The organism is Acidimicrobiia bacterium (assembly GCA_016650365.1).
In the GTDB taxonomy this organism is placed as follows: Bacteria; Actinomycetota; Acidimicrobiia; order Spongiisociales; family JAENVV01; genus JAENVV01.
Window position 1 is genome coordinate 1 of sequence record JAENVV010000191.1, and the last position, 23,105, is coordinate 23,105.

Annotated in this window: 26 protein-coding genes; 12 read left to right on the forward strand and 14 right to left on the reverse strand. The window is 59.8% G+C overall.

Annotation, left to right across the window (positions count from 1 at the left end):
* Nucleotides 1-118: 118 nt before the first annotated feature.
* The 6 genes from argJ to JJE47_11650 all read right to left on the reverse strand — a co-directional run bounded on the left by argJ (nucleotide 119) and on the right by JJE47_11650 (nucleotide 7,567).
* On the reverse strand, nucleotides 119-1,237 hold the full coding sequence (gene argJ / locus JJE47_11625) for a bifunctional glutamate N-acetyltransferase/amino-acid acetyltransferase ArgJ (protein MBK5268071.1): 1,119 nt from the start codon (nucleotides 1,235-1,237) through the stop codon (nucleotides 119-121).
* Entirely contained in the window at nucleotides 1,234-2,256 is a 1,023-nt protein-coding gene (argC, locus tag JJE47_11630) for an N-acetyl-gamma-glutamyl-phosphate reductase (protein MBK5268072.1), read from the reverse strand. Before argC ends, argJ begins: the two co-directional genes overlap by 4 nt.
* Nucleotides 2,257-2,306: 50 nt before the next feature.
* Nucleotides 2,307-3,854, reverse strand: a complete 1,548-nt coding sequence (locus JJE47_11635) for a M1 family metallopeptidase (protein MBK5268073.1) — start codon at nucleotides 3,852-3,854, stop codon at nucleotides 2,307-2,309.
* Nucleotides 3,835-5,220, reverse strand: coding sequence for a CCA tRNA nucleotidyltransferase (locus JJE47_11640; GenBank protein ID MBK5268074.1), 1,386 nt, complete (start codon nucleotides 5,218-5,220; stop codon nucleotides 3,835-3,837). The genes JJE47_11635 and JJE47_11640 overlap by 20 nt, the downstream gene beginning before the upstream one ends.
* A gap of 199 nt (nucleotides 5,221-5,419) precedes the next feature.
* The gene (locus tag JJE47_11645) at nucleotides 5,420-6,466 is read right to left on the reverse strand and encodes a PilT/PilU family type 4a pilus ATPase (GenBank protein MBK5268075.1); all 1,047 of its coding nucleotides are present in this window, start codon (nucleotides 6,464-6,466) and stop codon (nucleotides 5,420-5,422) included.
* A gap of 81 nt (nucleotides 6,467-6,547) precedes the next feature.
* Complete coding sequence (locus tag JJE47_11650; GenBank protein ID MBK5268076.1) at nucleotides 6,548-7,567, reverse strand: histone deacetylase; 1,020 nt, start codon at nucleotides 7,565-7,567, stop codon at nucleotides 6,548-6,550.
* A 145-nt stretch (nucleotides 7,568-7,712) separates the two neighbouring features.
* Between JJE47_11650 and JJE47_11655 the strand changes: the two genes are divergently transcribed.
* The 8 genes from JJE47_11655 (at nucleotide 7,713) to JJE47_11690 (ending at nucleotide 13,812) form a co-directional block, all read left to right on the forward strand.
* Nucleotides 7,713-8,360 carry a GNAT family N-acetyltransferase gene (locus tag JJE47_11655; protein MBK5268077.1) on the forward strand — a complete coding sequence of 216 codons (648 nt, stop codon included), beginning with the start codon at nucleotides 7,713-7,715 and terminating at the stop codon, nucleotides 8,358-8,360.
* A complete protein-coding gene (locus JJE47_11660) occupies nucleotides 8,360-9,676 on the forward strand; it encodes a protein kinase (GenBank protein ID MBK5268078.1) in 1,317 nt (438 codons plus the stop codon). Before JJE47_11655 ends, JJE47_11660 begins: the two co-directional genes overlap by 1 nt.
* A complete protein-coding gene (locus tag JJE47_11665; protein MBK5268079.1) occupies nucleotides 9,673-10,257 on the forward strand; it encodes a sigma-70 family RNA polymerase sigma factor in 585 nt (194 codons plus the stop codon). Before JJE47_11660 ends, JJE47_11665 begins: the two co-directional genes overlap by 4 nt.
* The gene (locus JJE47_11670; protein MBK5268080.1) at nucleotides 10,250-11,095 is read left to right on the forward strand and encodes a hypothetical protein; all 846 of its coding nucleotides are present in this window, start codon (nucleotides 10,250-10,252) and stop codon (nucleotides 11,093-11,095) included. The genes JJE47_11665 and JJE47_11670 overlap by 8 nt, the downstream gene beginning before the upstream one ends.
* Nucleotides 11,096-11,130: 35 nt before the next feature.
* Nucleotides 11,131-11,421: a hypothetical protein gene (locus tag JJE47_11675; protein MBK5268081.1), complete on the forward strand. Its 291-nt coding sequence runs from the start codon at nucleotides 11,131-11,133 to the stop codon at nucleotides 11,419-11,421.
* Nucleotides 11,414-12,331, forward strand: coding sequence for a thioredoxin-disulfide reductase (gene trxB / locus JJE47_11680; protein MBK5268082.1), 918 nt, complete (start codon nucleotides 11,414-11,416; stop codon nucleotides 12,329-12,331). The genes JJE47_11675 and trxB overlap by 8 nt, the downstream gene beginning before the upstream one ends.
* Nucleotides 12,332-12,339: 8 nt before the next feature.
* Nucleotides 12,340-12,666, forward strand: a complete 327-nt coding sequence (trxA, locus tag JJE47_11685; GenBank protein ID MBK5268083.1) for a thioredoxin — start codon at nucleotides 12,340-12,342, stop codon at nucleotides 12,664-12,666.
* A gap of 174 nt (nucleotides 12,667-12,840) precedes the next feature.
* Nucleotides 12,841-13,812 (forward strand): peptidoglycan-binding protein, encoded by a 972-nt coding sequence (locus JJE47_11690; GenBank protein MBK5268084.1) that lies wholly within the window; start codon nucleotides 12,841-12,843, stop codon nucleotides 13,810-13,812.
* Nucleotides 13,813-13,827: 15 nt separating this feature from the next.
* Here the strand turns inward: JJE47_11690 and JJE47_11695 are convergent, their stop codons facing one another.
* The 8 genes from JJE47_11695 to rpmH all read right to left on the reverse strand — a co-directional run bounded on the left by JJE47_11695 (nucleotide 13,828) and on the right by rpmH (nucleotide 18,527).
* Entirely contained in the window at nucleotides 13,828-14,688 is an 861-nt protein-coding gene (locus JJE47_11695) for a ParB/RepB/Spo0J family partition protein (GenBank protein MBK5268085.1), read from the reverse strand.
* A gap of 7 nt (nucleotides 14,689-14,695) precedes the next feature.
* Nucleotides 14,696-15,475, reverse strand: coding sequence for a ParA family protein (locus JJE47_11700; protein ID MBK5268086.1), 780 nt, complete (start codon nucleotides 15,473-15,475; stop codon nucleotides 14,696-14,698).
* Nucleotides 15,472-16,089 carry a class I SAM-dependent methyltransferase gene (locus tag JJE47_11705; protein MBK5268087.1) on the reverse strand — a complete coding sequence of 206 codons (618 nt, stop codon included), beginning with the start codon at nucleotides 16,087-16,089 and terminating at the stop codon, nucleotides 15,472-15,474. Before JJE47_11705 ends, JJE47_11700 begins: the two co-directional genes overlap by 4 nt.
* Before the next feature lie 48 nt (nucleotides 16,090-16,137).
* Nucleotides 16,138-17,037: a Jag N-terminal domain-containing protein gene (locus tag JJE47_11710; GenBank protein ID MBK5268088.1), complete on the reverse strand. Its 900-nt coding sequence runs from the start codon at nucleotides 17,035-17,037 to the stop codon at nucleotides 16,138-16,140.
* Nucleotide 17,038: 1 nt separating this feature from the next.
* On the reverse strand, nucleotides 17,039-17,866 hold the full coding sequence (locus JJE47_11715; protein MBK5268089.1) for a membrane protein insertase YidC: 828 nt from the start codon (nucleotides 17,864-17,866) through the stop codon (nucleotides 17,039-17,041).
* Complete coding sequence (yidD, locus tag JJE47_11720; GenBank protein ID MBK5268090.1) at nucleotides 17,863-18,075, reverse strand: membrane protein insertion efficiency factor YidD; 213 nt, start codon at nucleotides 18,073-18,075, stop codon at nucleotides 17,863-17,865. Before yidD ends, JJE47_11715 begins: the two co-directional genes overlap by 4 nt.
* A gap of 10 nt (nucleotides 18,076-18,085) precedes the next feature.
* Nucleotides 18,086-18,313 carry a ribonuclease P protein component gene (locus tag JJE47_11725; protein MBK5268091.1) on the reverse strand — a complete coding sequence of 76 codons (228 nt, stop codon included), beginning with the start codon at nucleotides 18,311-18,313 and terminating at the stop codon, nucleotides 18,086-18,088.
* Nucleotides 18,314-18,392: 79 nt separating this feature from the next.
* The gene (gene rpmH, locus JJE47_11730; GenBank protein ID MBK5268092.1) at nucleotides 18,393-18,527 is read right to left on the reverse strand and encodes a 50S ribosomal protein L34; all 135 of its coding nucleotides are present in this window, start codon (nucleotides 18,525-18,527) and stop codon (nucleotides 18,393-18,395) included.
* Between the two features lie 424 nt (nucleotides 18,528-18,951).
* On the opposite strand from rpmH, the gene dnaA reads away from it, so the two are divergent.
* The 4 genes from dnaA (at nucleotide 18,952) to JJE47_11750 (ending at nucleotide 23,014) form a co-directional block, all read left to right on the forward strand.
* Complete coding sequence (dnaA, locus tag JJE47_11735; GenBank protein MBK5268093.1) at nucleotides 18,952-20,328, forward strand: chromosomal replication initiator protein DnaA; 1,377 nt, start codon at nucleotides 18,952-18,954, stop codon at nucleotides 20,326-20,328.
* Nucleotides 20,329-20,514: 186 nt separating this feature from the next.
* On the forward strand, nucleotides 20,515-21,603 hold the full coding sequence (gene dnaN, locus JJE47_11740; protein ID MBK5268094.1) for a DNA polymerase III subunit beta: 1,089 nt from the start codon (nucleotides 20,515-20,517) through the stop codon (nucleotides 21,601-21,603).
* Nucleotides 21,600-22,712, forward strand: coding sequence for a DNA replication/repair protein RecF (locus tag JJE47_11745; protein ID MBK5268095.1), 1,113 nt, complete (start codon nucleotides 21,600-21,602; stop codon nucleotides 22,710-22,712). The genes dnaN and JJE47_11745 overlap by 4 nt, the downstream gene beginning before the upstream one ends.
* Nucleotides 22,709-23,014, forward strand: a complete 306-nt coding sequence (locus JJE47_11750) for a DUF721 domain-containing protein (protein MBK5268096.1) — start codon at nucleotides 22,709-22,711, stop codon at nucleotides 23,012-23,014. The genes JJE47_11745 and JJE47_11750 overlap by 4 nt, the downstream gene beginning before the upstream one ends.
* Nucleotides 23,015-23,105 lie beyond the last annotated feature (91 nt).

Genomic DNA, 23,105 nt, shown 5'->3' on the forward strand with positions numbered 1-23,105 from the left:
ACGACGACCTTCCCTTTGAACGCCCTGATATACGGAGCCGCTTCCATGAGGATCTTGGCTTTGCCCATCGTCGAAGCGATCCGGCTCTTTCGAGCACTGGGCGAGGTGTGTCCGGTTGTCACGAGGGGGCTCCATTGAATTCGACATAGCCGGGAGTAAGGTCCGTTGTAATGACTGTGGCGGTTCCGGGTCCCCACCCTACCCGTACCTCCACGTCGAAATCTCCCCGAAGACGGCGCCGAATCACCTCTGGGTCATAGGGCAACTGGCAGCCACCTTCGGCTACCACCATCCCTTCGTATGCGACCGCAAAAGCGCCTGTGTCAATAGTGATATTCGACACCGCGGCGGCTTGGAGTATTCGGCCCCAGTTGGGGTCACCGCCGTAGAACGACGATCGAACAAGGTCCGAATCGGTAATCGCCTTACCGACGTGGCGGGCCGATTCGTCCGAAGCAGCCCCAATCACTTTGAGACGAATCACCCGGTTGGTCTCCTCCCCGTCCCTGGCGATCATCAGAGCCAGCTCCATACATACCTCCGCCATCAAACGCCGAACGGTCGCGACGTCTCCGGCGATTTCGGCTGTGGCGAAGGCGATCACCGTATCGTTGGTCGACTGGCATCCGTCGATGTTGAGCGAGTTGAACGATGGAGTGACAGCGTCCCGCAAGTTCCGGTCGAGCACTGCGAATTCGACGTCGGCGTTGGTCGTCAGCACGGCCAACATGGTTGCCATATCCGGCCGAATCATCGCAGCGCCTTTGGCCATCCCGCGCACCGTCAATTCTCCAAACGTCGCAGTGGCCACCTTCGTGAACGTATCGGTGGTACGAATGGCCTCGGCGGCCTGCTCCCAGGCGTCACCGGAGAGGCCCATCTCACCGATAGCCGTTTCGATTACCTCTATCGGGAGCTGTGGACCGATCGGTCCCGTCGAGCAAACCAGAACGTTCTCAACTCGACAGCCGAGCCGGGTGGCTGCCGCCCGTTGCATTCGTTCGGCATTCGCCAAACCAATCGCTCCTGTCCCGGCATTGGCACATCCAGAATTGATGACAACCGCCCTCGCCTGTCCATCGGCGATCGCCGCTCGACTGACGAGTACCGGCGCCGCCGCCGCCTGCGATCCGGTAAACACCGCGGCGCAGGCAACCGGCCGCCCCAGGTCGATCAGCGCCAGGTCGAGCGCACCCGACCGTTTAATTCCGGCCGCTACACCTTCACAACGGATCACGGCATCCAACCTGACGCCGACAATCCGGAGCTTTCCTCGAAACCAAACATGAGATTGGCGGCCTGGATCGCTTGGCCGGCGGCCCCTTTCAACAAGTTGTCGATCGCCGATAAAACCACGGCGTTGCCGGTTGGTTCGTCAAGGAATACCGAAACGAACGCCCGGTTCGACCCGACGGCCCAACGGGTCTGGGGCGGGCCATCGATGGCATGAACGAAAGGCTTGCCGTCTCCAAACTCGGCCAGTACGCCGCGCAAGTCGTTCTCGGTCACGCCGTCCGTCACGGCAACCGTTGTCGTGGCATGAATGCCGCGCTGCATAGGCACAAGATGAGGCGTGAACGTCAGGTGGATCGGACCGAGACCGGTGTAGGCCTCCAACGCCATCTCGATCTCGGGCCGATGCCGGTGCGTACCGACTCCGTAGGCGCGAACTCCATCGGCAATTGCGCCAAACAGCAAGTCCTCTTTTAGTGATCGCCCTGCTCCAGACACACCCGAGACGGCATTTACAACGATCCCTTCTGAGGACACCGCGCCAGCCGCCAGAAGGGGAGCCAGGCCCAGCAGTGTGGCCGTCGGGTAGCATCCTGGTGAAGCCACCTTGTCGGAGCCGGCAACTTCGAAGAGCTCCGGCAAGCCATAGGTCCAATCGGGCAACTCCAGAGGAAGAGGGTGGGGCGAGCCGTAGGCGGCCTCATAGCGATCAGGGGTGTCGAGGCGGAAGTCCGAGCCAAGGTCGACAACTTTCACACCGGCGGCAGCCAGTTGGGAGGCGAGTTCACCAGATGCGCCGTGTGGCAAGGCGAGAAAGGCGATATCGAGGCCGGCGAGATCAGCCGTGTTCTCCTCCAAGAGACGATCACCGCCTTGCAGTTGGGGATGCACATCACCCAATCGCTTTCCCGCTTGTGAATGGGCACCAAGATAGGTCACCGCGAACTCCCGGTGATCATCGAGCAGTCGGATAAGTTCACCGCCCCCGTAGCCGGAGGCACCCAGAATGGCTACTGACTTCACGAAATCCCCATCCGCATAACTATACGAATATGCGCATACATTCGCAAACCCTACCCGTTCAGTGGCGCCAAACCCAGACTCGGCAACGGAGGCATGGCCTCGTCGTATAACCAGGCCTCCACGAATCCGGTGAGATCTTGCCCGGCCACCTCGTTGGCGGTCGCGATGAAGTCGGCGGTCGTCGCGTTCGCGTATGCGAACCGTTTCTGAAACGTCCTGGCGATATCAAAGAAAGCTTCGTCTCCGACCTCAAGTCGGAGGGCGTGCAAGGTCAGGCCACCACGCAGATAGACCGACGCATTGAAGATGTCATCGGCTTTCGGTTCGCCTGGGGGCGGGAACTGCCGATAGGCCTGAGCAGCCGCCACGGACTCGGATCCGGTGCCGTTCAAGAATTGGCGACCGCTCATCAGCTCGTAGGCCTGGGCAATCCGTACGTCGCGAAACTCCGGCCCCTGGGTTTCTTCAACCCACAACCACTGGGTATATGTGGCGAATCCCTCGTTGAGCCAGATGTCATCCCACCGCTCGAGGGAGACCGAATCGCCAAACCATTGGTGGGCCAATTCGTGAATGACCACGTCCTCGCCAAGGCTGAGAACCTGTGCTCCAAACGTGGACAGGGTCTGGGTTTCGAGGGCCACCCCAACCTCGGTCGTGTCGAGCACCAAGGCCCCGTATGTGTCGAAAGGATAGGGACCGAATCGATCGGCAAGGAACGCGATCATCTCGGCCTGCTTGTCGAAGATCGTCAGAGTCGAATCGCGGATATCGACGTCGAAGTAGTTTCGAATCACCACTCCGTCCGGCCCCTCCTGCTCAACCAGCTTGAAGTCCCCGATTCCAAAGGCCAGTAGGTACGGAGCGATCGGATCGGCGACTTCAAACGCATATTTGATGAATCCGTCGTCCTCTTGGCCTACGTCGACGAGCGTGCCAGAGACGGCGACCACCAGTGGGCCTGGCACCGAAACAGCCAGAGAGTATGTGGCTTTGTCGCTGGGATGGTCGTTGACTGGCATCCATGATGACGTTCCATCTGGCTCGCTGATAGCGAAGAATCCATCTACGGATCGTTGAATTCCCATCATGAACGTCGCTGCAGGAGAGTCGTAGGGCTCGGTGAGACCGCCGTAGGCGATTGACAGAACAAAGGTCTGTCCTGCCGCAACAACCGTCGCCGGATCGATCCGCAGTTCACCGTTCTCGTGTGACCACTCGGCCGGTTCCCCATCCACCAACACCTCCGAGGGGAAGAGGACATCAAGATCCACCGACCATGAGTCGAGGTCTTCGAGGGCCAGTATTTCCATTACGGTCTGGCCTTCCAGGCGTCCTGACGACGTGTCGAACCGGATGGTCACATCGGCATGTTGCACGTCATACCCGGAGTTGCCCAGGTCTGGATAGAGGGGATCACCCAACCCACCGTCAGCATGAATCCCTGGTCGGGAGACGGTGTCCGCCACCGAGGTGTCCGGATCGCCCGTCGAAGCGCCCACGGCCGGGGCGGTTGTACTGGTTGGCGTACCGGTGCCCAACGAACACGCCGAAGCCAGGACGGCGACTGCCAGGAGGCTATAGGAGGTTCGCACCATGCTCCCCCACCCAGGCGTCGACCAGGGCGTACGCTTCGTCGGGGTCATAGGGACCGTGATCGATCCGGTATTCAAGCAGCATCTTCATGATCATCCCCACTTCCTTGCCGGGTCCGATCCCGAGATACTTCATGACGTCGTTCCCGTCGATCGGTGCCCGAAGCTTGTCGAGTTCTTCGGCCTCGGCAAGCACCGCGATACGTTCCTCCAACTCGTCGATCCGACGGGAGATGAGCGCGGCTCGTTTGGGGTTGGCGGTGGTGACGTCTGAACGGACGAGTTGGTTCAAGTCCTCAAGTAATTCCCCGGCATCGCGGGCGTAGCGCCGGACGGCCGAGTCGGTCCAACCCATCTTGAAAGTGTGGGGACGCAAATGAAGGAAAACCAATTGTCCGACCTCGTCCACGAGCGATTTCGGGTACCGAAGCTCTCGAAGCCGGCGCCTGGCCATACGAGCGCCAACCACTTCATGGTGATGAAACGTGACGCCCCCCTGAGCGAACTCTCGAGTGTCGGGCTTGCCAATGTCGTGTAGCAACGCAGCCATTCGGATCCGTAGGCGCGGATCGGTCTTCTCGACCACTGCCAGCGTGTGTTCCCACACGTCCTTGTGACGATGAAACGGATCGTGCTGTTCACTGAGGGCCACCAACTCCGGCAAAAAGACGGCCGCCAAACCCGACTTCACAAGGCCCCGCAACCCACGTGCCGGAAACTCCCCGACAAGTAGCTTCGAGAACTCATCGCGGACGCGCTCAGCCGAAACGATGGCGAGTCGATCCGCCATCCCGGCGGCGGCTCGTTCGGCCGCAGGATCACATTCAAAACCAAGGGTGGCCGCGAACCGATACAAACGCAACATCCGGAGCGGATCGTCGGAAAAAGCCATTTCCGGTTCCAATGGCGTTCGCAACTCTTGCCTGGCCAGATCGACCAACCCACCAAACGGGTCGATGATCTGGCCTCCTGCCACATCCAGGGCCATCGCGTTGATCGAGAAGTCCCGTCGCGACAGGTCCGTTTCGAGATCGTCTCCGAAGACCACTTTGGGCTTGCGACTTTCATCGTCATATACCTCTGAGCGGAACGTGGTGATTTCAAAACGCTGCTCGGCGATCTGCAGCCCGATGGTTCCGTACTGTTCACCCATTGTGAACACCGAACCGAGCGGATCGACGATCCGCTTGACGTCAGCCGGTCGGGCGTTGGTCGCAAAATCAAGATCGTCAGAGGTTCGGCCAAGCAATGCGTCGCGCAACGAGCCACCGACGAGGAATAGTTCAAACCCGGCACCCGCGAAGTGGGCACCGAGGCGGGAAGAGGCGGAGTCATCGGCAACGAGCCAGGCGAGACGTTCGGGAATCATGTATCGCTAGAGGATAGATCCTTAGGGTTCTCCGCCGGCATCCCGCCGGTCGGGTCGACGAGCGGTAGTTCGCACGACCAACGAAACGAGGGTCGCTCGCATGTGCGGCGACCCTCGTCCCTCGCTCCGCCCGCAAAGTTGATTCCGGTAGCCCTCCGTTGCCTGGCCTGCGGAACTGTGCGGGAATCCTGGTTGGAACCTATACCGAGATGAGTCCTTGTTGTTCTGCCTTGACCCGGAAGTCGTGCGGATTTGAAGCCGAACTCATCGCCGTCTGAAACGAGATCAAGCCGGCTTTGAACAGACCGAGGATCGACTGATCGAAGGTCTGCATACCGTAGAACTCTGATTCTGAGATGACCTCGATCAAGCTATTGGTCTGCGAAGCGTCCACGATACGATCGTAAACCCGACCGTTATTCGTCATGATCTCAACCGCAGGAACCCGGCCGCCATCGACCTTCTCCAACAGTCGCTGACTAACCACGCCCTTGAGAGTCGCGGCCAACATGATTCGCACCTGTTGCTGCTGATAGGGCGGGAAGAAGTCAATGATTCTGCTGACAGACTCGGTGGCGTCAACGGTATGCAGCGTCGACAACACAAGGTGGCCCGTTTCGGCTGCCTGCAGGGCAGCTTTGACCGTCTCGGCGTCTCGCATTTCCCCGATCAGGATGATGTCGGGGTCCTGGCGAAGTGCCCGCCTGAGGGCTTCGGTGAAGTCCTTGGTATCCATGCCAATTTCCCGCTGGGCGACGATTGACAGCTTGTCGCGGTGGAGGACCTCGATTGGATCCTCGATCGTGATGATGTTGACGCGACGCGTGCGGTTCATGTAATCGATGATCGAGGCAAGCGTAGTGGTCTTTCCCGATCCGGTTGGGCCGGTTACGAGCAGCAACCCGCGACTTTCCTGAGATAGCTTCTCAAGTACGGTCGGAAGTCCAAGCTCCTCGAAGTTCTGGGTCGAAGGAAGGACCCGACGCAACACGAGACTTACGGATCCCCTCTGCCGGTAAACATTTACGCGGAAACGCCCCAGTTCGGCTTTGCCGTATGCAAAGTCTGCTTCGTTGATTTCACGAAACTCGGAGGCAGCGCGCTGGGTGAAGATCGAGTGGGCGTACTCCTCGGTGTCGTTCGGCAGGAGCATCGGCAGACTGGTTGGATGTAGCTCGCCGTCGATCCTCATCACCGGAGGGGACCCCACCTTAAGGTGAAGGTCGGACGCACCGACGTCAATCATCTTCTTCAGCAGCTCATCGAGCGAGGCAGACAAACACCCTCCTTTTTACGTACTGGTTCATCGGCCGACGCGGCCCGCGACTTAACCGATCTCCCAAAAAGGTGCCAGAGCGGCTGCCGCCAGATCAACGGCCCGCCAGGCAGCCGTCGGAGAATGGCCTTCGCCTTCAACGTGTCCGTCGGAAGCGCCGACCGTGCCATCAATCGTCGCCGCCACTGAGGCCTCTATCGCCGCCAGGTTGTATCCGCCCTCCAGGAAGTAGATCACCCGCCCGGCCGCCGGAGCCAATCGACCGATGACCGATCCCATGTAGGCATAGTCTTCAGCCACCAACATCCCATCAGCCAAGGGGTCGTCACGATGGGCGTCGTAGCCAGCGGAAACCAGGATCCAATCTGGTCGAAACTGTTCAACGATCGGTGCGACGATTCGGGCAAAAGCCTGGCGATAGACGTCACCACCAGATCCGGCAGGAAACGGCAAGTTGACGGTAAAGCCGAATCCAGACCCGCTTCCCACCTCATCAACCCACCCACTCCCCGGATAGAAAGGAAACTCATGCAACGACACGTAGAGGACATTGGGATCCTGTTCAAAGAGATCCTGGGTGCCGTTGCCGTGATGGACATCGAAGTCAACGATGGCCACTCGCTCTCCACTGTCGACGAGGTGTCGAGCCGTAATGGCGATGTTGTTGAAAAGACAAAACCCCATCGCCTGCCTCGCCACCGCATGGTGGCCCGGTGGGCGAATAGCCAGGAAGGCCAGATCTGCGTCGCCCCGGCGAAGGCCGGCGACAGCTTGAAGGCCGGCGCCCGCAGCCCGTAATGCGGCATCCCAGCTCGCTTTGACCGCGTATGTGTCGGGGTCGAGGTAGCCGCCACCCGCCCGACAATAGGCTTCGATCGAATCAACATACGCCTGGGGGTGGACACGAAGGAGGACCTGCCGATCGACCCGGTCGGCCTCGATGGAACTCAGATCAACCGAGGCGCGGTTTAGACCGGCCACCACGGCTTGGAGGCGTTCGGGCCTCTCGGGGTGTTGCCGGACGGCAGCATGCATGGAGAAGGCATCGTGTCGGACCATTAACAAGTGCACGACCCCACTCTGGCATATCGGATGACTCCACAAAACCGCTTGCGGCCATAGAGTGTCTCCTATGGAGAGAAGGTAGCCAGTGACTATCACCATGCGCGGCACGTGGCCGGAACAATTGACGCTACGTCGTGGTTGGGCCAAAGCTATGGCCAGGCCTTGGAACGACGACTTCCCCGGCGTGCAGCTAAGGCTGGTCCGCGGGAGCAAAGAGTTCGTGGGCGACTGCGCGACCGAGCTGGCTGCCGGGTATGGACAAGTCGTATCCCCCCCGCTCCCCGGGGAGAGCCAGAAGCTCTGGAAAGAGGCCGGCTTCAAACCCTGGCTACGACTCGACCTGTTTTCGCGCGATCTGCACGGCCGCATCGACCCACCCGGCATCGCGGTCGGCAACGGAGAGCCCTCTGACTGGGAAGTAGCGATAGCCATCGATCGGCTGGCGTTCGAACCCACCTGGCGGTTGGGGGCGGCCGGACTGGCAGAGTCCCGTGAAGCGACTCCTCGCAGCTCGTTCCTTGTCTCGCGCCAGGAATCGACCATTGTCGGGTTTGCCATTGTCGGAGTGGCCGGATCGTTGTCCTACCTGCAGCGGGTGGCCGTTCACCCTGACCACCAGGGCGAGGGAATTGGCCGATCGTTGGTGCGGGCCTCCCTGAGATGGGGTCAAAAACACGGAGCATCTTCCATGCTGCTCAACACCCAACCCGAGAACACTGCCGCGGCGCGCCTGTACATGTCCGAAGGGTTTGTTCGCCTCTCCTACGGGTTGGACGTACTCAAGTTCGAGTCGTCCTGATGGCCCCTCGACTCCCAGACCGATACCGGCTTGAAGTTCGGCTTGGAACTGACGGCGACATCGAGGAATGGCTCGCCACAGACCTACCCCTCGACAGACCGGTACTGCTCAGGTTTCTTCCGTCAGGCACTTCGCCCGATCGTTCCGCCGAATTTCTCGAAACCGTACGGGCCGCCGCCGGCGTATCTCACACCCATGTCGCCACCATCTATGCGGCCGGCACCATCGACGACACCACTTACTCGATCAGCGAGTGGGCCGGCGGCGTATCGCTGGCCGACCGGGCACTGGCCCGCGAGGCGATTCCCCCCGAGGAACTGCTCCCGAACGCGGCCGGGCTATCGAGCGCCCTCGCTGCAATACATGCAGCCGGGATCGTTCACGGGGCCATCGACGCCGAAGCCATCTTGTTCTCCGCCGCCCACCCGGCCAAGATTGCCGGGTTCGGTCGCCCTCCCCGTTGGCGGACCGCAACCGAGGACGTTCAATCGCTCTCGGCCTTGTTCGAAAGCACGATAACGGGGCGCCCGATCGGTGCCGCCTTGCCGTCTCAGGTCGTCGACGCCATCTCGCCGGAAGTTGACCGGGCCCTTGAGCAGGGAAGGTCGGGGGAAGTCGACGCGCTCCAGTTGGCCGGCGCCCTGCGGGCCGCTCCGCTGCTTGCACCACCCAGGCGTCGTTGGACCGGTTGGAACTGGCGTTGGGTCGGGCCCGCCGGCGTCCTGTTCGTCGTCGCCGGATTGTTGGTTTTGCTCGGTTCAAACCTCGCCGGCCAGGGCGGCACCGGTCTCCCCTCCGGGTTGCCGGATAGCAGTTCGCCAGCTACCTCCCGTCCCTCTGATGCCGTGACCGGAACAACCGGAACAACCACTCCCGAAGCTTTCCTGCTTGTTGCTGAAGCCGTCAGCGCGGCCGCCTACGACCCATTTGGAACCGACGGGGAGCATGACGAACTCGCCAGCCAAGCAATCGACGGCGACTTCACGACCTCGTGGAAGACCGAGAGCTACAACTCACCTCTTCCCCGCCTCAAAGACGGCGTCGGATTATCCGTATCCGTACGAGGGCCGGTGACCACAGTCGAGATCTCGGGGGCCAGAGACGGCACCGTGTTCGAACTCTATTGGGCACCAGGACCGGTCTCCGCTTTCGGAGATTGGACGAGGATCGCCGAAGGCACCATCCGCAACAGCGGAGCCAACGTGTCGGTGCCTCCCACCGATGGCGGCGTCTGGCTCGTTTGGTACACCGACCTACCCGCCACCACCGAGGGAACATACACGGGAGCGATCTCAGAAGTACGATTCGGATCATGACGGCATCTCGAGCAGACGAAGATAGCCGGCTTGTAGAACGATTCCTGGACGGCAACCTCCAGGCGTTCAACGAACTGATGGCCGCCCACGAGGATCGCGTGTTCGGCATCTGCCTCCGGGTGATGCGGGACCGAGAACTGGCACTCGACGCCGTCCAAGAAACGTTCATCACCGTGTATCGAAAGGCCGGCAAATTCACCGGTGAATCTGCGTTTTCGACCTGGCTGTATCGAGTCGCCACCAATACGTGTTACGACCAACTCCGCAAAAACAAGCGCCGCGCCGCCGATCCTCTTCCCGACACCACCGACCCGGCTGACCCCCATTCCGATGCGGCGTTTACCGCGGTGGAACTGCGACCCGACCTTCAGCGAGCCCTGGCAACACTCGCCCCGGAATTCCACAAGGCCATAGTCCTGGCAGATATGGAGGCACTACCCCTGCAGCAAGTGGCAGAAATCTTGGGCGTGCCGGTTGGCACGGTTAAATCGCGCGTGTTTCGAGCTCGCCGGCAACTTGCCGACGCGTTGCGGAACCAAAACCCCGACGCGCGACGTCGTAACGGTGATAACGATGCATAACCATGACCTCGATCTTGTAGCCGCCCATGCGGAAGGGAGCGCCTCTCCAGCCGACGCCACGCTCGTCGGCGAGTGGATCAGCACATGTGCCGAGTGTGCCCACGAGTTTGAGTCCCAACAGCTGGCCATCGATTCGCTGCGTCTGGTCGAACCGGCCGCCTTGTCGGACATCGAGCGGGCCAGGCTTCGTCGTGGAGTCCGCGTAGCCATTGCCGAGGTCCAGTTGGACGATTCCCACCGCGCTCGTCCTGCTCCCGCTGGCGGAAGGTGGCTGAAGCTGTTGGCGGGTTCGGCCGCAGCAATATTGGTGCTCGTGGTGGCTTTCGGAGTTGTCTTGCCGTCGTTCGGAGGACGAGATACCACGTCCGCCGACCTCGCGTTTGAAACGACCCAGACGTCGGTGGCAGCCGCCACCGTTGCACCATCGGCAACTCTCGGCACCAACGACGACACCATGATGGCTGAGGCGGCAGCCGACGCCGCCGGACTGGATTTAATGGCCGCCGCTCCGCCGGTCCTTCAACTCGGCGAATTGACGTTCGAAGACCTCGCCGCCCTGTCGACACCCATCGAAGACTTCGGCCCGGCAGGCGCGACGCCTCTCCACCAAAACGAATCCACCCGCGAGGCGCCGTTGCCGGCAGATCGGGAGGCCTACCGAAAGGCGGTCGAACAACCGCTCACCTGTGCAGAGGAGGGCCTCAGCTTGATCGACGGCGGGCCGATCTGGTTCGGTATCGCCACCATCGACAGCCGGTTGATCGAGCTGTTCCGGTCAGAAACCGGACTGATTGCCCTCGAGGCTTCGACCTGCGTCTTGGTATTTCCAACCGACTAAAACAGGGCTGTCCGGCTGACTAGGCTGTGGAACGTATGGACCAGTTTGCTGACAAGTTCGCCGACTTTCTCGAGACGCAGGCTCAAAAAGTCCGATCTCTGACCGTTGACCGCCTCGATCGACTGATCGTTGTTGTTTCACTTGGAATCATCGCGGCGGTTCTGGGGTTTGTAGCGTTAACGCTCTTGTCGATCGCTGTCTTCAGAATTGTGGCCACGTATGTGACCTCAGAAGGCGCCTACGCCATCTTCGGAGGATTATTCATCATCGCCGGAGCGTTTGTGTGGACAAGACGCAAACCTGGACAGGAAACAAATAATGGTTGAAAACCTCATCATCATCGGATCCGGCCCCGCCGGCTATACAGCAGGCCTCTATGCCTCGCGGGCCAACCTCGACCCTCTGCTCTTCGAAGGCAGCCAGCGAGGCGGCCAGCTCATGATCACGACGGACGTAGAGAACTATCCGGGGTTTCCCGACGGAATCATGGGTCCCGACCTCATGGAAAACTTCCGCAAACAGACCGAACGGTTCGGCACCCGCCTCATGACGTCAGACGTCACCAGGGTCGACTTCTCTCAGCGGCCTTTTGGCGTCTGGGAAGGCACTGTCGAGTATCGGGCGAACGCCATCATCGTCGCTACCGGTGCGTCTGCTCAATGGCTGGGCATTCCGGGGGAAGAGCGCCTGACCGGACGCGGCGTCAGTGCCTGCGCCACCTGTGATGGATTCTTCTTCCGCGACAAGGAGCTGGTGGTCGTCGGAGGCGGCGACACAGCCATGGAAGAAGCCCTGTTCCTTACAAAGTTCGCTAGCAAAGTCACGGTGGTGCACCGCCGCGACGAGTTCCGGGCCAGTCGGATCATGGCTGATCGGGTTCTAGAACACCCCAAGGTCGAGGTTTTCTGGAACACCTCGGTGAGCGAGGTACTTGGTGAAGACTCGGTTACAGGTGTGACCCTGACCGACACCGGAACCGGGGAGACCCGGACCTTTGCAACCGATGGAGTCTTTGTCGCGATCGGACATAAGCCCAACACTGGAATCTTCGCCGGACAGCTTGCTTTGGACGAAACCGGCTACGTGGTCGTCGACGATAAGACCACTGCCACGTCTGTCGAAGGAGTGTTTGCTGCCGGCGACGTTGCCGATCACGTCTATCGTCAAGCCATCACGGCGGCAGGAACGGGATGTCAGGCGGCGATCGATGCCGAGCGCTGGCTAGCTGAACAATAGGAGCACTAATGAGCCAAAACATGGAGAATCTCACCGACGCGACCTTCGATGGTGCGATTGGTTCAGGCCAACCCGTCCTTGTCGACTTCTGGGCAGAGTGGTGCGGACCCTGCAAAGCCATCGCCCCGGTACTGGCTGATATTGCGACCGAGTTCGCCGGAAAAATCACCATTGCCAAGCTGAACATCGACGACAACCCGCAAAGCACGGCCAAGAGCGACGTCATGAGCATTCCGACCATGATCGTCTTCAAGGACGGCATCGAGCAGAAGCGGATCGTCGGGGCGCGCCGTAAAGACGACATGATTCGCGAGCTTGCCGACTTCATCGGTTAGCAGCCTGCCGAGCAATGGCGAGGCCTGGACCGGCCTTGTTCTGGTCGGCACTTTCCTCTCTGGCGACGAGATAGCGATGTTTCCTCTACGACGGCATGCCGTGACAGAGAACCCTGCCCATACCTGCGACCCGACAAGCGGGACGCGGGACGATTCTTGGTCGGTGGTCCCCTAGTGCGCCTGTACAGAGAAGGAGATTCGGGCGAGGCCGTCCGGGACATCCAGGACCGCCTGCTTTCGCTCGGATTCGCCTTTTCGCCCGACCCACCTGGCGAGTTTGCCGGTGGGACCTCCCAAGCTGTCAGAAATTTCCAGTCAGAGCGTGGTTTGGACCTCGACGGAATCGTCGGCCCCGATACGTGGCGCAGTCTGTACGAGGCTGGATACAAGTTCGGGGATCGAATCCTCTATCGACGTAGTCCCATGATGCGTGGGGACGACGTCGAGGAGCTACAGCGGAGACTCAACGACCTCGGTTTCGACGCAGATAAGGTTGACGGGATTTTCGGACCTCGCACCCATCAAGCACTGCTCGACTTCCAGTCCAACCGCGGCTTCGCCGAAGATGGCGTGGTTGGTCCCCTCGTGGTCCGCGAGCTTCTCGCCATCAGGCGCGGCGCGACGCAAGCGGGCCGGGAGATGGTCAATGAGCGCGAGTGGCTCCGCGGGTTGCCGACCACCCTGGTCGGCGCCCGGATCTACTTGGACCCAGCCGCCCGTGAGGGAGAAGATGCCAACGAGATATGGCGGATCGCCATGGACCTCGCTCAGTTCTTCCAGAAATTAGGGGCCTCTCCGTTGCTGTCACGGAGCGTGGACGTATTTCCCGCTGCTCCGATCCGTGCGAGGCGAGCTAACCGCTTAGGAGCGCACCTAAGCCTCTGTTTGGCCAGCCCTGACCAGAACCCGCCCTGCGTCTATTTCTTCCAGTCAGAAAATGCTCGATCAGAGGCCGGCAGTCTCCTGGCCGAATGTATTGCGAGCCGTTTGGGCCTACCAACTGGAGGGCGAGCTTCCGCAATGCTTCGAGGAACCCGAGCGCCCGCTGTCGTGACCGTCGCCTCTCTCGACCAGAACTCCGCCGAACACATCGGCAACGGTGTGGTCGACTTTTTTGCCAGGGCAGCTCGCGACTTCACCAACTAGGTGTTCCGACGGCCCCTACTCGTAGAACACCCGGTAGATACGTTCGAGGTCGGCAACCGAGCCATACGAAATCAAGATCTTGCCGCGGTTGGCTGTTCCGTGTTTGATGACAACCGGCGTCCCCAAGCGCTCCCCCAGCCGTTGCTCGAGTTCGATGATTGCGACCGGGCGGACAGGTTTTTCGGGTGTACGATGCACTGGTTGGCCTTCGGAGCGGCTCCGAACGGCTTCTTCGACCTGCCGGACGGACCATCCCTCCGCGACGATCCGGTGGGCAATGTGTTCGGCATAGGCATGGTCCTCCAACCCAAGTAGAGCCCGGGCGTGGCCAGCTCCCAATTCCCCCCGTTCCACCATCCCTTGAATCGCCGCGGGAAGCGTGAGGAGCCGCAACGAGTTCGACACGGCTGATCGGCTCTTGGCTACCCGGTCGCCAATCTCCTGGTGAGTTAACCCAAAATCTTCCAGTAGCTGTTTGAAGGCGGCGGCTTCCTCGAGTGGACGAAGGTCCTCCCGCTGCAAGTTCTCTATCAGCGCTGCGGTCAGAGAAACCTGGTCATCGTCTACCACCCGGATGACGACCGGAACTTCGCGCAAGCCAACCTCGCGGGCAGCCCGGAGCCGACGCTCCCCTGCCACCAGTACGTAGGTCCCGTCCTGGGAAGGCCGAACCACCAGAGGTTGAAGGATCCCAACCTCACGAATCGAGGCGGCCAGGGCTTCCATACGCTCAGGGTCGAACGTGGTCCGGGGTTGTTGGGGGTTGGGGACGATCGAATCGATAGGAGCCAGAGCGAATTCGGAGGCGTGCTCATCCTCTACATGGGGGATGAGCGCCTCCAAGCCCCGGCCCAGTCCTGTGCGTCGTGTGCCCATACCCCCGCTACTCCTTGTTGTGTCTCGCCAGGAACTCACGGCCTAGTTCTCGGTAGGCAATCGCTCCCCTGCTCATCGGATCAAATGCCTCAATCGGTTCTCCGTACGATGGTGCCTCCGACAACCGAACCGACCTTGGAATCATCGTCCGATAGGCCCGGTCTCCGAAGTACTCGCGAACCTGGGTGGCGACATCCGAGGAGAGGTTGGTACGAGCGTCGTACATAGTCAGAACGGCTCCATGTACCTCAAGCTCCGGATTGATGTTTTTCTGCACCAGCTCTACGTTCCTCAGTAGTTGGCTCAGACCCTCCAGGGCGTAGTACTCGGATTGGATCGGTATGAGGACTTCGTGAGCAGCGGCCAGCGCGTTGATGGTCAACAGACCGAGGGACGGTGGGCAGTCGATGAGGATGTAATCGAACTCGCCGTCGACCCCCTTGAGTGCGGTCTTCAAGCGCTGCTCCCGCGAAAAGGCCGAGACGAGCGCTATCTCGGCCCCGGCGAGGTCGATAGTCGCCGGCAAAACATACAGGTCTCGGACGCTCGTTGGCTCGATGACGTCCTCGACGGGTACGTCTTCCAACAGGACCTCGTAGACGGACTGCTCGACGCTCGACCGATCGATCCCCAGGCCAGAGGTCGCATTTCCTTGAGGGTCAAGGTCTACGAGCAAGATCCGCTGTCCCTGATAGGCGAGAGCGGCTGCCAGATTGATTGAAGTTGTCGATTTGCCGACTCCGCCCTTTTGATTGGCGAGAGCGACGATGCGGGTGTTTCTGGTCACGATCTAGACATCATAAGCATCCAGGCGGGCGGGTCAAGGACCTTAATGGTCTCGATCGTGGCCGCCAGACCGTTCCTCTCAGCTTCTTGGAGGAGAAGCTGATCGTTCGGACCGGCCGTTCTGCTCAGTCCGAGAACCCCGCGCCCGCCGGGGCCGAGGAGACGGCCGAAGGTTCTTATGGCTGCAGGTGGCGGGAGGACAGCCCGCATGACCGCCGCCTCCTGACCGGCGGAAACCTGCGAGATCTCCGCCTGCCGCGCCGACACGTTAGGGAGATCGAGGATCCGAATCGCCCTTCGTACCAGTCCGGTCCGGCGGCCAGAACGATCAATCAGTAGAACTTCCGTCGTGGGCCACAATATTCCCAACACAATCCCGGGTAGGCCGGCCCCGGATCCGAGATCCATGCACGACTCCGGCGGCACCGGCCAGGCTCGGGCAAACGCGGCAGAGTCGAAAATGTGGCGCTGCCACAGGCGCTTCTCCTCTTGTGGCCCCAATCCGCCGGCTGCAGCGGCCTCCGAAATCAACCAGGCAGCAAATTCCGATAGGCGGTCAAGCATCTGTGCCGTGGGTGGGCGGTCCAAAAAGTCGTTCAATAAAGAAAGGGGCACCACCTAATGGTAGTGCCCCTTGTGTTTCACGTGAAACAGTGTCGACTGCTATTCCTCAGAGGAGGTGTCCATGTCCTCGCCCTGAGCGTCTTCGTCGTCGGAGGCCACTAGGCCGGCGGGCCGGCTCCCGTCAGGGCCAAGAACCACAAAGCGGCGTGGCTCTTCGCCCTCGCTATACGAGCGAATGCCGTCGATTTCCGCGGCAGCATCGTGAATAACCTTCCGATCGGCTGCATTCATGGGCTCCAACTGTAATTCGCTTTGCTCTTCGACAACCCGCTCACCGAGCCGGCGGGCGTAGATGGCCAGCGCTTCCCGGCGACGCTCCCGATAACCGGCGACGTCGAGTCGGATCCGCACGCCGTCATGCGTCTGTCGTTGTACGACCGTACGGGTCAGTTCGAGTACCGCTTGCAGGATGACCGCTCGCTCGCCAACGAGCGCTTCGGTCTGGTCGCCCATGACCTGAGCGACGACGGCTTCGTCCTCTACTCCTACCTGTACATCCCCTTCGAGCCCGAACGCTTCGAGCAGGCCCTCCAGGAAACCCCGGACGACGTCGGCTTGTTCGTCTCTATTCACGACGATTTGCTCCTTTTCTTGGGCCTTTGGCTTGGGCTGTTCCTGGCGTGGACGGCCAGCTTCTTTCTGTTGGCCCTGCCCTGACCGGTTGTTCGATCGGGGTTGGCGCGGTTGGCCCGACTCGCGCTCGTCCTGAGTCTCGCCATCTCTCGGCTTCCGTGGCCGGCGGCGCCGTTTCTTCTGCTGAGACTTGGGCTTAACGCGAACAACCGCATCCTTTTTGCCAAATCCGAGCGTGCCGCGCACTCCCTCTTCGATAATCTCGATGTCGGCGAGGTCACGATCGGCAATCCCCAGCTCCTCAAGAGCGACAGCTACTGCGATATCTACAGTCCTGCCGCTTACCTCGACCCATTCAACTTCCACTTCAACTCCTCCTGCGCCGATTGCGCTTTTTGGCTGATCCCTGGGGCTTCTTCGGTGAAGGGCTCACCTCAGGATCCTTGCTCGGGGCATCCTCGTCGGCCGCGCCAAGTGCGGGCCGATGGGGCCTGCCATCGATCTTAAAAATAAACGCCTGTTGGGCGAGGCGAAAGAGGTTGGACGTCGCCCAGTACACGATGACACCGGCCTGGAATTGAATAGCAATGAAACCGAAGAAGATCGGCATGGCTTTGGTGATCTTCTGCATGGTCTGGGCCTGGGCGCTGGTGTCCTGCTGAATGCCCATCTGTGAATGAACCTGCTGAAAATACTGGGCAGCGATCATGAGCATGATGGCAATGGCATAGGGGAGCACGGCCACGAAGCCGGTCTGCCAGGCCGCAGATGCGGTGCTCATCAGGTCCATACCGAGGAACGACGAGTGACCGGCGGCGATCGCATCATGTAAGCCGGTGTCAACCGGGACAAAATCGAGCGGGGTCTTCAACATGCGAAACAGCGCAAACCAGATCGGCATCTGGACGATCATCGGGCCCAAACAACCCAGGGGAGTAGCGCCGGACTCTCGTTGAATGGCCGCCATTTCTTGCTGCATCATCTTCGGATCGTCTTTGTATTTGGCTTGTAGGGCTTTGATTTGAGGTTGCAGCGCCGTAAACGCCCTACTAGCCCGTGTTTGTTTTAGCACTAATGGGAACAGAATCGTGTTGATGAGGAGCGTCAACAAGATGATCGAGGCCCCCAGGCTGGGTATGAAGTCGTAGAAAAGGGACAAGATCGACGCAAGCGGTCGAGCGATGGCTTCAATCACGAGATGGGTTCTCTTTCGGGTACGGGGTCGTAACCCCCTTCGCGGAGTGGGTGACACCGGGCCAAACGCCCGACACCGAGCGAGGTTCCACGAATGACGCCGAATCTCTCGATGGCTTCATAGGTGTAGCGCGAGCAGGTCGGTTGGTACCGGCAATTTTTTCCAAGAAACGGAGATACCACTTTCTGGTAAATCCGGATACAGGCCATGGCCGCGTGTCTAAACACGATTGGCGTCTTTCATCCATAGAACCAACTGGTCAAAGGGAGCAGAAAGCACCGATGTCCCTGCCGTGTAGACGACGTCGGCGGCCGCATTGGGAACAACCGAGGCAAACGCCTCCCGCATCCGGCGCTTGGCACGGTTCCGCGCCACAGCACCACCAACCTTTCGGCTGGCGACAAATGCGACCCTTCCGGGGTCACTGAGCGCAGGTGCAGAAATCACAATCAAACCACCGATCCGGCGGCGGCGACCCGTTGAGTACAAACGATCGAAGTCCGTACGGCCGCGGAGTGTCGTAATCCTACGCGGCAATTCGCTGACGACCCCGAAGGCGACGTCGGCTGAGGGTCGCGCGACCTGCGCGGGTTCGCATCTTTGAGCGAAATCCGTGCTTGCGTTTACGGCGGCGCACATTGGGTTGATAGGTTCGTTTCATGGGGTCTCCCGAGGGGTGAGGTACAAGAAGGTTACGAATACCTGCATTCCTTGTCAAAGCAACGGCCCGTCGCGACGGCTTACCGAGCACCCGATCCCGTCAAGGCGCGAAGAATTCTCGTAGGTCGCGAAAAGTTGGTGGACCCGCCCGAAGGGCCAAAGTTGATCGAAGTCGCGAAATCTACGCGAACAAAAATGCCCTCTAAGCTGGGGTTTTGTCACTTGGTGGAACCGCTGGCCGGTCGTTTAGGCCGAGATTTCTCACTCTTGTCACGCGGCCTCGTATCGCCCTACAGTCACGTTTCAGCGGAACCTGGCGTTCACTTCCCGTTACCGGGGCCTCCGTAGACGATCGGGATTCGCCCGATGGTTCTCCACATTTTGTGGATAGATCTGTGGATAATATTCGTTACTGGAGGTATCGGGTGACCCAAACCGTCACGCAGGATTGGGACGTATTCAGGGATCTGATTCGTTCCAAGGTATCTCCCGTTACCTGGCAAACTTGGCTGGCCGCTCTCGAAGACGTTGGATCGGAGCCACCGAACCTTCGCCTGGCCGCGCCCTCGGAATTTCACCTCAAATGGGTTATTGACAAACATCTCGGTGTGCTGACGGAAGCGGCCACCGGCATCTGGGGGCCGGGCGCCCGTGTGGAGCTCCTGGCCCATACTCCAGAAGTCACCGTCGATCTCCAGGACGACTGGTCGGCACCCGAACCGAGCATTCAACTGGTCCGGCACCGCCCGGGGGATTCCGCTCCGATCAAAAGCACCCGCTTGCTCAACCGCTACCGATTTGACGAATTCGTCGTCGGTCCATCAAATCGATTTGCTCATGCAGCCGCGATGGCCGTGGCCGAACAGCCAGGCCAGCACTACAACCCGCTGTTCATTTACGGCGCAGCCGGACTTGGCAAGACCCATCTTCTCAACGCGGTCGGCCATCACGCACTGGAGTTGAACCCCGACGCCGTTGTTCGCTACGTGTCATCGGAGAATTTCTTCAATGAGTTCATCGAGGGAATCCGCAAGAAACAGATGGCCGAGTTCAAGGCGCGATATCGCACCATCGACGTCCTACTGCTCGACGACGTCCAATTCTTCGAAGGGAAAGAACAGATCCTCGAAGAGTTCTTTCATACCTTCAACGACTTATACGAGACCGGCAAACAAATGGTCCTCAGTTCCGACCGGCACCCCAAAAACCTTGCAAAGCTCGACGATCGCGTTCGGTCTCGTTTCGAGTGGGGCCTACTGACCGACATTCAGGCGCCTGACGTCGAAACTCGCCTGGCGATCCTCAGAAAGAACACGGCCGGATCCGCTCATGAATACCCAGAGGACGTACTCGAGTTCATTGCGAGCAACGTGTCCGACAATATTCGTGAGTTGGAAGGTGCACTAACGCGGGTTACGGCGTACGCCACCCTGCACGGAGAATCGATTTCACTTGCCACAACCCGCGACGTGCTTCAAGACCTGATCTCGGATGGGTCCACCCGTCCGGTGACCCCAACGGACATCATGCAGTCAACAGCCGCCGCCTTTGGTTTTTCCCACGAGGAATTGGTGAGCCCCGGCCGCAAAGCACCCCTCGCCCGAGCCAGGCAAATCGCCATGTATCTCGTCCGCGAACATAGCTCCCTGTCGCTTCCGAAAATCGGTGCTCTGTTCGGTGGAAGGGACCATACGACGGTTTTGTACGCCATTGAAAAGGTGAAAGGACTGTTGAAAACCGACCACGAAACCTTTGAACAAGTCACCGCGTTGTCCCAAGACCTCCGAATCCGTCCCCAATGACATACTCTTTATACACACGGTCCCAAGGACACCTTGGAGAGGTCCCTGGTTCTCCCCCGCACTTGTGGAAACATAAACCGTCGTTAACCTGGGGTTTTGGAAAGTTATCCAGTTTCCACAACCCCTATTACTACTACTACCGTTTAACTTAACTAATCAATAGCAACCGAAGAAGGGCAAAGTCCTGTGCGAATCAGAGCTGAACGAGATGACCTGGCAGACGTGTTCTCGCGCGCCAACCGTGGGGTTGGTCTACGGTCCGCCCAGCCAATCCTCACCGGAGTGCTGTGTGAGGTAGCCGGCAATACGCTGCAAGTGACCGGTACAGACCTCGAAATCACGGTTCGGACCACGACGCAGGTGGAAGTTCTTGAAGAAGGCTCACTGGTAGCTCCCGCAAAACTGGTCGCCGAGGCCATCAAGAAGATGCCAGTTGGGGCCGTCATGGTCGCTTCTGAGGACGGGGAAGTGGTTATTTCCGGCAAAGGCCCGAAGTTTTCGCTTCGAGAACTGCCGGTTTCGGAATTCCCGCAACTTCCCGATGTCTCCCTGGAAGGGGCAACTCTGGTCGACGGCGCCTTGCTTGCTGACGCGATTTCGCAGGTGACCATTGGAGCTTCGACTGATGCCGCGCGACCCATTTTGACCGGGGTTTTGGTGGAACATGATGATGACGGGCTTCGCTTTGTTGCCACCGATTCCTACCGACTGGCAGTTCGCTCTCTTCCGGGAATTGAACTCTCTGGCTCAGGTTTGGTACCGGCACGAGGCCTACGCGAAATGGCCAGGACCATCGGTTCGGCCAAGGTCAAAGTCGGGGTCATGGGCCGGGAGGCCGTTTTTGCCTCCGACCGGGGCTCGTTGACCTTGCGACTTATCGAGGGCACCTTCCCCAATTACCGTCAGTTGCTTCCGGCCTCGTATCCGAATCGTTTCGTTGTCAACAAGGAAGCGTTGTTAGAAGCTCTCGGGCGCGCGTCGCTGGTGGCAGAAGATCACATTCCGGTTCGGCTGCGGATGGCTGAAGGGGGAGTCGAGGTCACGGTTATCAGGCAGGACGTCGGTGGCGAGGTTGAACAAATCGAGGGACTCTTTGAAGGTGAAGCAGACGAGGTGCTGATCGCCTTCAATCCAAGGTATCTCACTGATGGAGTTCAAGCCATCGTGGCCGAGGAAATCGAGTTCAGTGTCATTGATGGTCTCAAGCCGTCGGTCTTGCGCGGGGTAGGCGACGACCAGTTCACCTATCTGCTCATGCCGGTCCGGGTTGCGTGAAGCTCAAGTGGCTTGAGCTAACTGATTTTCGATCCTACGAACATCTCCGGCTTGAGCCAGAAGACGACGTCAATATCTACGTTGGCGAAAACGCGGCCGGTAAAACCAACATTCTTGAGGCGGTCGCCTATTTGGCCCTCATGCGTTCGTTTCGGGCGATCTCGGACAGTGGCCTGGTACGACAACTCCCGGGGCAGCTGGCGGCTACAGCGGCCATCCTGCGAGGGGAAATAGGCTCTGGTGACCGTAACTCCCTGATCGAGATCGAATTGCCCGCTGAAGGAAGGCGCCGGATCCAGGTGAATCGCCAACGCCTGGCCAGAACAGCCGACATTCTCGGGTATGCGCGGGTAATTGTTTTTCTGCCGGATGACCTCGACATCATCAAACGAAGCCCTGGCCTCCGCAGGATGTTCCTGGACCAGGTGGCCGTGCAATTACGTCCGGCTGCCTACCTTGATCAACTGGAATACGAACGGGTCGTGAAGCAGCGCAATTCCCTTCTCAAATTCAACGGACGGCAAACCGACAAGGCGGTCCTGTCGGTGTGGAACGAAAAAATGTCCCAGGCCGGCGCGAAGGTACTGGCCAGAAGAGCGTCGAGTGCCTCGGCGGTTCGAGACTACGTTCGAGACGCGTACGAAGAACTGGCCGGCGAGTCCATTGATATCTCACTGGAATATGAATCGGGCTGGGGGGCGACCCTGGATCCCAACGTAGACATCCCAGAATGGGAGGCCCGGTTGTGGAGCGCATTGGAAAGGGCCGACGCCACCGATCGAGAAAGGAGAGTGACAACCGTGGGACCACACCGCGACGAGCCTGTTTTTATGTTGGGAGGACGTCCGTCGAGAACCCATGCCAGTCAGGGCGAACAGCGGTCACTCATTCTGGCCCTTCGACTGGCCGCTCATCGAGCGATAACTGCCAGCACACTCGAGGCACCGATTCTGGTTCTGGACGACGTTTTTTCCGAACTCGACATCACCCGGGCCAAGGCATTGGCCAAAGCCCTGCCGAAGGCTCAGACCTTCATCTCAACCGCCCGGTTCGAAGAAGTACCTGTCGAGGGGCGTCGCTGGACTGTGGCGGACGGGCAGGTCTCATGAGCCGGGAGCTTGAAGCGATTGGAGACGGGCTATCGACCTGGTTGAAGCGATTAGGTCTGGCAGATGCGGATCTGTTTTTTACACTCGTGGCAGCCTGGCCAGGCGCAGTGGGGGAACCGTGGCAATCCAGCGCCGAGCCGGTCATGTTGGCCGGAGGCGAACTCACTGTTCGAGTGCACAATCGGGCCTCGATTCGGGTTCTGTCCTACGGCGTGACCGACCTTATCGACCGCCTGAATGAGGCCGTTCAGCAACCGGCCGTCGAGTCTGTTCGTCTGGTCGGACCGTCGGCTTCGGCTTGAGAACGACCACCCAAAAAAGCCAATTCCGATATACGTTTCTAACGGATCTGGTCCCTGTGTTTAACTGGTGGCCTGGCTTGGGTAAGTGGTC